Annotated in this window: 12 protein-coding genes; 3 read left to right on the top strand and 9 right to left on the bottom strand. The window is 55.9% G+C overall.

The window, feature by feature from the left end; all coding sequences use genetic code 11:
* Window positions 1-10: 10 nt before the first annotated feature.
* The 3 genes from BRA62_RS11825 to BRA62_RS11815 form a co-directional block, all read right to left on the bottom strand.
* Entirely contained in the window at window positions 11-940 is a 930-nt protein-coding gene (locus BRA62_RS11825) for a hypothetical protein (protein ID WP_292366844.1), read from the bottom strand.
* A 142-nt stretch (window positions 941-1,082) separates the two neighbouring features.
* Window positions 1,083-1,385 (bottom strand): hypothetical protein, encoded by a 303-nt coding sequence (locus tag BRA62_RS11820; RefSeq protein WP_292366842.1) that lies wholly within the window; start codon window positions 1,383-1,385, stop codon window positions 1,083-1,085.
* A gap of 225 nt (window positions 1,386-1,610) precedes the next feature.
* Entirely contained in the window at window positions 1,611-1,862 is a 252-nt protein-coding gene (locus BRA62_RS11815) for a hypothetical protein (protein WP_292366840.1), read from the bottom strand.
* 219 nt (window positions 1,863-2,081) lie between these two features.
* On the opposite strand from BRA62_RS11815, the gene BRA62_RS11810 reads away from it, so the two are divergent.
* Complete coding sequence (locus BRA62_RS11810; protein ID WP_292366838.1) at window positions 2,082-2,984, top strand: HdeD family acid-resistance protein; 903 nt, start codon at window positions 2,082-2,084, stop codon at window positions 2,982-2,984.
* Window positions 2,985-3,077: 93 nt separating this feature from the next.
* Here BRA62_RS11810 and BRA62_RS11805 read toward each other — a convergent pair whose 3' ends face one another.
* The 4 genes from BRA62_RS11805 to BRA62_RS11790 all read right to left on the bottom strand — a co-directional run bounded on the left by BRA62_RS11805 (window position 3,078) and on the right by BRA62_RS11790 (window position 7,023).
* Window positions 3,078-4,262: a hypothetical protein gene (locus BRA62_RS11805; RefSeq protein ID WP_292366846.1), complete on the bottom strand. Its 1,185-nt coding sequence runs from the start codon at window positions 4,260-4,262 to the stop codon at window positions 3,078-3,080.
* A 1,062-nt stretch (window positions 4,263-5,324) separates the two neighbouring features.
* Window positions 5,325-5,594 (bottom strand): hypothetical protein, encoded by a 270-nt coding sequence (locus tag BRA62_RS11800; RefSeq protein ID WP_292366837.1) that lies wholly within the window; start codon window positions 5,592-5,594, stop codon window positions 5,325-5,327.
* On the bottom strand, window positions 5,560-6,156 hold the full coding sequence (locus tag BRA62_RS11795) for a nucleotidyltransferase domain-containing protein (RefSeq protein WP_292366835.1): 597 nt from the start codon (window positions 6,154-6,156) through the stop codon (window positions 5,560-5,562). Before BRA62_RS11795 ends, BRA62_RS11800 begins: the two co-directional genes overlap by 35 nt.
* A 285-nt stretch (window positions 6,157-6,441) precedes the next feature.
* Entirely contained in the window at window positions 6,442-7,023 is a 582-nt protein-coding gene (locus BRA62_RS11790; protein WP_292366833.1) for a hypothetical protein, read from the bottom strand.
* A 116-nt stretch (window positions 7,024-7,139) separates the two neighbouring features.
* Here BRA62_RS11790 and BRA62_RS11785 point away from each other — a divergent pair, with 116 nt between their 5' ends.
* The gene (locus BRA62_RS11785; RefSeq protein WP_292366831.1) at window positions 7,140-7,733 is read left to right on the top strand and encodes a MarR family winged helix-turn-helix transcriptional regulator; all 594 of its coding nucleotides are present in this window, start codon (window positions 7,140-7,142) and stop codon (window positions 7,731-7,733) included.
* A gap of 7 nt (window positions 7,734-7,740) precedes the next feature.
* Complete coding sequence (locus tag BRA62_RS11780; RefSeq protein WP_292366829.1) at window positions 7,741-8,424, top strand: methyltransferase family protein; 684 nt, start codon at window positions 7,741-7,743, stop codon at window positions 8,422-8,424.
* Between the two features lie 27 nt (window positions 8,425-8,451).
* Here the strand turns inward: BRA62_RS11780 and BRA62_RS11775 are convergent, their stop codons facing one another.
* Window positions 8,452-9,060 (bottom strand): DUF3795 domain-containing protein, encoded by a 609-nt coding sequence (locus tag BRA62_RS11775; RefSeq protein ID WP_292366827.1) that lies wholly within the window; start codon window positions 9,058-9,060, stop codon window positions 8,452-8,454.
* 25 nt (window positions 9,061-9,085) lie between these two features.
* Window positions 9,086-9,303, bottom strand: a 218-nt coding sequence (locus BRA62_RS11770; RefSeq protein ID WP_292366826.1) for a hypothetical protein, incomplete at its 5' end; no start/stop codon positions are given.

The raw sequence follows: 9,303 nt of genomic DNA, 5'->3' as shown, positions 1-9,303 counted from the left end.
CAAGAGGGTTTCAACAGAGCCTCTGCGTCAGGAAAATGAGGGCAAATGTTCCGGCTCTGATATGAATATCGGCTTCGGCGGATCTAAAACTGTCATAGGTAAACCCCGGGAGAAGAATTGCCGCGATAACGATTATTCCGGTGACGGTTATCAGCACGACCGCAGTGAGTGCATACTTCAGCCCCTGGCTCCAGGCCTCCTCGTATTTTTCTTTGAACCTGGAATGCGCACCAAGCATGCCCGTGAAAAAGCCGCGTGAATACGGCTGCACGTGTACAATCGCCGCATAGAATACGATGATTGCAACGGACTGGACTATAACGATCAAGGAGGAGAACAACTCGAATTCACCGTTAATGGCCCACCCTGCAAACGCAAATACCGAGGAGAGGGCGAAAAGCACAAGAAAACCCGGGGCAAGCGGCTGACAGTTCATAAAGAACAGGTTCCATCCGAGTTCGTACAGGTATCTCCTCTGCCTTGAGAGTCCTTTGAGCGTCTTCGTTTTATCGGCAATGTCGCTCATTCTGGAGGTTTCTTCGGACTTAATCTCGTCCCGGCCTTTCCTCTCACGGTCCTTGAGATCCCTGATGTATCCTACGTACGACTTTAAATTGTCCACATCGGTCGGGAGCATGGTTAGAAAGGGGTTTACCATCAGGAATATGAACGATGCCATAATCCAGTACAGGTAATACTGCCAGGTGAATACGAGCAGAAGTCCCAGATTAACTATTATTGCGGCTGCAAGGATGAAAGGTGTATATCTAAGGCTCCATCTCATCTCATTAAGACGTCTTAAATCGTCTTCTGCCGTGCTGATGATCTTTTCCGCTTCAGCCCGTGCCTGGATAACATCCCGGGAGAACTCATCCGGAGACGTTTCCGGGATTTCGTCTTTCTTATCCCTTTCGGATTTGTTCCTGTACGGCAGTACCATTAATTATGGGTTCATCGCGGCTGCTAATAAAATCCCGTCTTTCGCACTGGCCGGGGGCCTTTTTCAGGATTTTCAGTCACAGGGTTGCGCCGCTCCGTGACAGGCGCGTTCTTCACCGTCCTGGAGATCCCTGTCGTCCGCATCAGAAGATCGCCTGGATGAACCCGAGAGCCACCAGCAGGAGGAAGGTGATGACGAGAATCCATCCCGGCGTGACGAAGAAGAGCAACTGAAGCTTGTTCCAGCGCAGAAGGCACCCGATGACGACGCTCGAATAGAGGCCGATTGCCGGGAGTGCGGGAAGGACGATGAGCGCGACGGCTCCGTACTTCCACAAAACAGGATGTCGTTTCATCTTGAAACGCCGGGCTCTCTCCGACTGCCCGGCAAATGCGTCCAGGAGCTCGTAGATGGCGAGGACTACCTTGCGCTCCACGAGCGTCATGACGGCCAGGATGAACAGGGGGTTCAGGCCGAACCCCAGACCGACGAAAGCGGCGTTTGCCTGGAGAAGGAGGGTGCGGATGAAGCCTCCTCTCGGGGGTTCTGGGAATCCTTGCCGGTATATTCGTCCTTGCTTATCCGTTGTATGCCACTCTGCCCCCTTCCGACGGTCGTTGCCATCTTCACCAGAGTCCGGTCATCGGGACTGTACACCGGGTTCGGGCTTTCAGAGGGGCGGATGGGGAACGAACATCCCGGGGTTCTCAGCATCGTCTTCGGTTTCCTCCTCCTCGCCCACCCACCGATATCGGCAGTGGCCCTTGATCGTGGCAATCTTCGCAGTCGTGGGAGGTATCATGGCGATCCTCCCGGCATTCCGGCTGCGGTGACGGTAAAGGGGTGTCTGTCCGGGACCTCGCCCATTATCCCTGCGTTCATCGGTGAACAGCAGGGAGCGCTGCAGGGCAAGCGCCTCCATGAAAATGCGCTATATTCATACCTGCCAAACACGTTATTATCCATATCTATCTCCGACCGGGTTCCCCCGGCGGCGGATGCGGGGATTTGTTATATGCAGGCGATCTCATACGATTAAACCCGGAGTTTGCGTAATTGCCCGGCTGTCAATCCTGCACGAAGACAACCCGAGCCGTATCGGGGAATCCTGAGGATGAAACAATCGTGAGGAGGAGAGAGGTTGAGCACGCTTGAGTCGTATCTCGATGCCCTGCACCAGGGGGTCTTTCAGGTCGTCGTCCCGAAAGCTCTGGTGACCGACCCGCTCGATCCGGGCTGGAAACGGTCCGCCATCAACGTGCCGAGCCCTGAGACCGTCGCGAGTTACCGGAAAGGGCAGTACCACGCCCACGAGACGGTCTCGGAGTACCGCGTCCACCTGGACCGGTACGACCCGGAGAAGAACCCCCTCATGCACCTGATCGACGATGCACCCCTGGTGCTCATGGTTTACGAGACTATGGATACCATTCTCGTAACGGCGAAAGACGCGACACGGAAAGACCCTCTGCAGCGTCTTCTAGATCAGCATACGAGCTGGAGGCTCCGGATGGGCTTTGGAGCGCTCCTGTGGGCGATAGCCACGATCCTTCTCTTCCTGGCGTTCTCTGATGTTACGCCCTTCTTCGCCGTAATCCTGCCCTCCCTTGTTCTTTTTATCGGCCTCCTCACGATCGTCAAGGGCATCCGGCAGAGGAAGAGGCAGGAGCATGCAGACAGGGATATCGTCCGGGGGAGTCTCGTGGCGGGTGCAGGGGTCGCTCTGTTTGTCTTCTGGGAACTGTACCTCGTCCTCATCCTGCTGGTTCTAGTGGTCTGGTTTTTTTCCAGCGCCGTCGTCACGCTGCTCCGGGTGGTTCGGGAGCGAGGGCATTTGCCGAACGGCTTCTGGTATACGCTCGGGCTGGGAGTAAGTTCGCTGGTTCTCGGGATTCTCGCCGTTACCCTGCCCGAGGGGCTGGTCGATCTCCTCGTCTTCCTGCTCGCCGGGATCGTGCTCATGGCGGGTGCGTTTCTGGTTCTGGATGCGTGGGGATTGAGGAACGCCGCCCGTCTGATGGAAGCGGGCGGCTTCGCTCGATGACCGTCTCCTCCGGCCGGAGAATCGGCCGGCGCCCCTCTTCAGCGGCTCAACTTTTGGATGTTAAAGGGGAATGTACGACTGTCCTGCTCCTGATTACCCGCCGGCAGGGAGACGATAGATCTCCCACCGGCCGGTATTGTTGCCCATCCAGACGATCTCGCCGTTGGAGACGTCCGGGTAGGACTGGTCATACTGATCCTGCGTAACCGGCGTTTCCGTTCCGTTGGTTACGTTATACATGTAGATGTCGTGGTTGCCGGTCCGCATGTCCGAGTAGACGACGAGGTTGCCGTCGACCGCAACGGCGTCCGGACGTGCCGATTCTTCGGTTATTTCTATCGCGTTGTCCTCCGCCACGTCGTAGAGGTACACGGCGCTCCGGTTCTCGAGGAAGCTGATCCAGGCGACGTACCGGCCGTCGCTCGAGACGTCGGGATAGCGCTCGTCACCGGAATCGCCCAGGAAGGTCCCGTTCGATTCCCCGAGGGGCGCCACCACGATGTCGAAGTCTCCGCCCCCGGTCGTGTTATCCGCCCAGGCAGTCGTATTTCCACCGATGGCCGTCTCCATCTGGTAGGAGAGAGGGGAGACCATGGGTGTGATGTTTTCATTTGCAATCTCGTAGAGGTATACGTCGCTCGACTCGTTCGTAAGGTTAGTCCAGATGATGTAGTCCTGCGAAACACCCGGATCCAGCTGCATTCCGGGGCCATCCTCCGTCACCTGCTGCAGCGTGCCCGAAGCGGTGTCGTAGAGGTGGATGTTAGTTCCTCCTGTCTGTGGGTTTAGCCCGGACCAGACGGCGTTATTCTCAGCGATGGCAAGTTGGTACGGCATCGCGAGAGGAACCGATGTGGCGTCGGAGATGGTCGAGGTATTTTCCGAAGAGATGCTGTAGAGTTCCACCGAGAGTGATTCGTTTTGCGAATCGTTGAGAACCCAGACGATGCTGTCTCCGGATATTGCAGGGTACATCTGGTCCGCCGGGCCGCTCGATACCTGCGTCGCGGGACCGGTCGAGACGTTCTGTTGGGGCTGCGTCGTTGACGGTTGCGGAGGTGCGACTGTCGGCGGTGGCGGCCGTGAGAGTGTTGTCGTTGATGGCTGCGTCGGTGTTGCTGCCGTTGTAGTTTGAGTTTGTGTCGGTGTGGCTGTCGGCGTTGTCGTCGGCACCTGGGTCTGTGTTGGTGTGGCCGTCGGTGTTTGAGGTGGGGGAGGCTCGACTATCGGAGGTTCGACTATTATCGTCGGTCCGACTACCGGCGGTCGCGTGGGCATGACCGTCGGCGTCGGCGGTGGGGGAGGTTCGACTACCGGCGGTTGCTCCGGCTGTATGGGGGGCGGCATTGCCGAAGTGATTCCCGTTGCGCAGATGACGGCGATGGCGATAATAGCGATGGCCATCACCCCGAAAGCTACAACTCTCATACGTTTCACCTTCCTCGACTGTTGCCGGCTCTCCGCCTCGTTTCAAGGGCGAAGAGCCCTGTGCATGCGATCACGATCCCGCGTGCGCTGCTCTCGTGCAGACAGGTGGATGGTGTTGCCACTGTTTTCCGGGTGTCTCGCTGCTCCTGGTGCGCGTATGTCTCGTTGACCTGTCTCAAAAGGGAAGATCTGCCTGCAGGCGGTGTAGGGTGAAAATTTCCACGGCATCAATGATCCCACGTCGCGGCGGGATAGGGAACAGAGTATATATAGATGTCTGCAGCGGCTGTGGCGGATTTCGTGGGATTCCCGATCGAGGAATGAACGGCGGAGAGCGGTTCTCCATCGGCCGGGGTGCTGTTGAGGGCATTCGAACCCCTGCTATCGTCGGCGTGAAAGGGCCGCAATCTGAAGGATATGGAGGACGCCATGGAAGGACGGATTCGGCGCCCGGGCCATCCTGCCGGTCGTTTGAGGAGTTCGTGGGGATCGCATGTGCCTGCCGTCGTGCTAAGGTTCATCACCATCGGGGAAGTGACAAAGCAGATTCCCCCGGGCGTCACCGGGGGGCTACAGAGCGGCGAAAGATTGCCGGCCTCCGTGATACCGGCGTTCACTCCTGCTATGCGGTGAAACCGACGATCCTCCGAACCGAACTCGGGCCGATGGAGGATGGCGGTTGAAGCGATGATCCGGGAAGAGGGGCGGTAGAGCCGGCGTCTCCGCACCGTACCTGCCCGCACAACAGTGCGTTACGATAAGAATCCATCCTCTGTAAGAATTCCCTTTATCGTGTCCACCAGGGTTCTTGCCATAGTAATTGCACTTTCTGCGTCGGTATGGGTGACGATGGAACTGACATCATACGTGGCCATATGCCGCTTTCTCCGCATCCGGTCGAAGACGGCAACCTCATCCTGATTGAGATGATACCCCCAGGAATTCCTTCACGGAAACGTGCCCTTCACCGCCCTTCGGGCGGTAGCCTCCGGCAAACATCAGTGCTCTGCCTGCCGACAAAACCGCGTTGTAGGCGATGTTGTATGTCCATTCATTGCTGATCGCAAGGTCCATTTCGGCGGCACGAAGGTCTCGTTCGGCGATATCGATCGCTTCCCTGACCGTTCTCCGATCGATGGGTATCCTCTCAATCTTTCCTTCCGTCTCCAGCCGTTTTACCATAGCATCCCTCGCCCTCGATCATGATTTTTGGCCCGTTCAGGACATTAGTGATGAACGGGTCCGCCCCGGCGACCCGGTCCCGCAGTTCTTCTTTTGTTACCAGCGTATAATTGATCGCCCTTTGAAGCGTCCTTTCACTCTCGTTGAGCAGGGGGATCAGCCGGTTTTCATCGACATCCCCGACGATGAAGAGGTCGATATCGCTCTTTGCACCTGCGCTTCCTTTCGCGAACGAGCCGTAGATGAATATGCAATCGACATCTCCGATCTCGCCGAGCCGCTCCTTCAAGGCCTGGGCGACCCCCTCGGTCTTGAGTACCAGTCTCTGCAACTCGGGGTAGAGGAAGAAATCCTGGTCGACAGAATAGTATGTCTGGTTCCCCTTCACCTCCGACGTCAATAGTCCGAACGATTCGAGTCTTGCGAGTTCCTTCCGGACAAGCGCGTAGTTCTTCCCGACAAGCCTCTCGATCTGGCGTATGTAATACTCCTTGCCGGGATTCATAAGGAATAGCGTGAGCAGTCTCACTCTCGTCTCCGAGGTGATGAGGACTTCAAGCATGTATGGGGATGGGCCTGTTGATTATAAAAAGGTGCTCTTTTGATTTCTAAATGTGTTCAATTGAGTTTATTTTGTAATCAATTGAGTGTATTATGTAATCGAGTGGTGGTGTATGGCAATCGTATGTGGCGAAAGATTGCCGGGCTCCGGGAGATCATCCGGATCGGACTCGGTTCCCTGGAGGATGCGGCGGAGATGATGATCCGGGGAGAGGAAGGGCGGTAGGGCGGGCGCTACCGGCTGGTGCCCGGGGTGGCCCCCTCAGATCGTTGCTGGATGGGTTCGCTATAATAGGTCCCATCGCTTTTCAATACACCGATAACAGAAGTTGATCGTCGGTTTGAAGGTGGTACCAATCCGCGTATAGTATTCGATATCCCACTCGTACTCCTTTCCGGCAATCAGTCCCTTGCATACGTTTCCGGCGCTCCCTGCGATGCAGTCCATAAGTCCGTTCTGGACAAGGAGCATGACATCCTGATGGTCCTTTATTCTATGTTCCATGAGTGCGGTGAGTCGTTCCAGTTCCATCGAAACGGATTGTATCAGGTTGGCCGGTTCTCCCTCCTCAGGCATTGCGAGGACGAAGACATGAGCCACACTCCGATCGATCAGTTGTATGCTCAAGCGACGATCGTATACGGGGTCCGATGGATTTGGTGCTTCGTGAGGTCTGTCGTCTAAGTCTTCTGATATGCACGCATTGAGGTAACCATGCTGCCTGACGGCACCCCTCAGCCTGAGCAGGTCGTTCTTTCTCTCCTGGTGAAAAGAGCCGTAAATGCCGATGGGGAGCTCTCGCTTCAATCTCTCGAAGCGAATGCGGGCTGCATCCTGCCCGGTCGAGCGTCCCCTCGGCGGTACCATTAAGAAAGTATTATCATTGCGATATTATAACTATTAGTTACGTAATACTAACCGATGTTGGCGAAACGGTTATATCAGTTAGCTATATGTAACTAATGTCCGTGTTGAGGTGAGGTATGGAGCAGGCAGTTGTCGAAAAATTCCTGAACGAAGTCCCCTACGAGGCCCGGGCTGCCGTGATGGAACTGAATAGCGATCTCCGGTGGGCCGTGTACATAGCCCTGGTGCTCGAGGGCAGGAAGTACTTCAGCGAGATAAAAGAGGAGTTCAAGGCGAACCCGAACAGCATCGGCCCGGTGCTGAAAGGTCTTGTCGACGGCGGGCTTGTGGCAAGGAAGATCGCCAAACTCGAGGATTTTGCCGATAAGCGGAAGGTGTTCTACGAGCCGACCGCTCTGGGGCTGAGACTGTTTGAGGTACTCAATGGCGTCGTCATTCCTGAACAACAGGCGCTTCCGGAACCACGTGCCGGGGTTGGGGCGGCACCGGCTGTCGGCACAGGATCGGGAAGGGATACGGAAACCAGGGGGAGATGCGTGGGGCAATCGGAGATAACGACATCGGGAAGTGTTGCAGAACCGGGAATACAGTGGAGACGCGTTGGGCGACCAGGGATAACGGCATCGAGGAAGGGTTCGGTGGCGGGTAGATCCCGGGAAGCAACGAAGGGGATCCGGAACAGGACGCCCAGAAGGAACAGAGCAGGGTAATGCATCTATGACGGAGGGGAGCGCTGCCCGGTTGGCGGGAGCGGTTCTGGCCAGGTTCATCGCGGGGCTCATTGTCGTAGCCCTGCTCCTCTTCGTCCCCGCCGGTTCGATCCATTACTGGGAGGGGTGGCTTTATCTGGGCGTTCTCTTCATACCCATAGCCTTCGCAGCCCTGTATCTCCTGAAGCACGACCCGGAGCTCCTCGAACGGCGCATGAGGACGCGGGAGCGGGAGAGCGAGCAGAGGACGATTATAGCACTCTCTTCGATCGTTCTCATCGTCGGCTTTGTCATCCCGGGCCTTGATTACCGGTTCGGGTGGTCGGACCTGCCGGTCGCCGTAGTCCTCGCGGCCGACGGACTGGTTCTCCTCGGGTATCTCATATTCTTCCTGACAATCCGGGAGAACAGTTATGCGGCCCGGGTGGTGGAGGTCGAGGCGGGGCAGAAGGTGATCGAGACCGGCCCCTACGCCGTCGTCCGCCATCCCATGTACCTGGGAACGATCCTGATGTTTCTTGCGACGCCGCTCGCCCTCGGGTCCTTCTGGGCGTTCTTCGTGTTTCTCCCCGTGCCCGCACTCATCATTCTCCGGATCCGGAACGAAGAAGAGGTTTTAGTGAGGGAACTCCCGGGGTACGCGGAGTACCGGCAGAAGACACGCTACCGGCTGGTGCCCGGGGTGTGGTGAGGGTACTATCCGGAGGACTCCTCCCGGTCACTTATTTTCATATTTTCCGTAGGCATTCGTCCAGGTACCGGCTATCTTGAGAAATGCAGAATACCCTTTTTGTCTGATGAACTCGATTGCCTGCTTATACTTCTTGTATTTGTACCCGTTTTTAGCATAGAATTCGTTCAGTGTCCGGCATCCATGGAGCTCGGGACAATCCGCACAGGATGTATAGCCTTTCTTCATGCAGCACACCTTTATCCGGCATCTGGCCCTGTCGATATCCCGCTCGCCGGTATCGTAGCCGATTTTACACCCTTTGCATGCCTGTTCCTTCAATACCCGGCATGTCCCGCAATACGCCCCACAGCAGCCTATTTCTGTTAAAGACATACTATCACATGCTTCTTTTTGGCGATGATGTATTTTCCGAAATACGATTGGTCTGAAGGTTTTTAGTCGTGCTCTTCCAACACTGCCTGACAGGCTGATTGAGTTCCTCAACTTCTTGCTGGTGAGAATCGTGCTTATGATGGGCGTGTTCATGGTTCTGGATGCGTATGGGCTGAGGAATACTGCCAGTCTGATGGAAGAGGGAGATTTTGTTTGATGATTATCTCTTCCGACCGGGGGACAGCTGGCATGCATCGTCATGATCGGGAGGGCATTTGAATGACCTCTAAAGCATCCCGGATTCAGAATAAATCTTGACCAAATCATCTTCTTTCACGGTACACTCGACAAGCCCTTCAAACTGAGATTTTGAGAGGTAAATCTGCTTCGCCATGAGGTTGATTAATGTGTCACTGATCTCCTTGTTTCCGTGGCTTACTTTGGTATGAATTGCCGTCTTTTTTCCTTGATAGTGAAAAATTGGCTCTGTTGAAACCCTCTTGC

Source organism: Methanoculleus sp. UBA208, assembly GCF_002498065.1.
Lineage (GTDB): Archaea > Halobacteriota > Methanomicrobia > Methanomicrobiales > Methanoculleaceae > Methanoculleus.
Note: the sequence above shows the minus strand (reverse complement) of the source record. Positions and strands in the feature narration are given on the sequence as shown.

Coding starts and splice junctions, on each gene's coding strand:
- BRA62_RS11825 (WP_292366844.1), bottom strand. CDS start 940: ATGGTACTGCCGTACAGGAACAAATCCGAAAGGGATAAGAAAGACGAA.
- BRA62_RS11820 (WP_292366842.1), bottom strand. CDS start 1,385: ATGACGCTCGTGGAGCGCAAGGTAGTCCTCGCCATCTACGAGCTCCTG.
- BRA62_RS11815 (WP_292366840.1), bottom strand. CDS start 1,862: ATGGAGGCGCTTGCCCTGCAGCGCTCCCTGCTGTTCACCGATGAACGC.
- BRA62_RS11805 (WP_292366846.1), bottom strand. CDS start 4,262: ATGCCCACGCGACCGCCGGTAGTCGGACCGACGATAATAGTCGAACCT.
- BRA62_RS11800 (WP_292366837.1), bottom strand. CDS start 5,594: ATGGTAAAACGGCTGGAGACGGAAGGAAAGATTGAGAGGATACCCATC.
- BRA62_RS11795 (WP_292366835.1), bottom strand. CDS start 6,156: ATGCTTGAAGTCCTCATCACCTCGGAGACGAGAGTGAGACTGCTCACG.
- BRA62_RS11790 (WP_292366833.1), bottom strand. CDS start 7,023: ATGGTACCGCCGAGGGGACGCTCGACCGGGCAGGATGCAGCCCGCATT.
- BRA62_RS11785 (WP_292366831.1), top strand. CDS start 7,140: ATGGAGCAGGCAGTTGTCGAAAAATTCCTGAACGAAGTCCCCTACGAG.
- BRA62_RS11780 (WP_292366829.1), top strand. CDS start 7,741: ATGACGGAGGGGAGCGCTGCCCGGTTGGCGGGAGCGGTTCTGGCCAGG.
- BRA62_RS11775 (WP_292366827.1), bottom strand. CDS start 9,060: ATGACGATGCATGCCAGCTGTCCCCCGGTCGGAAGAGATAATCATCAA.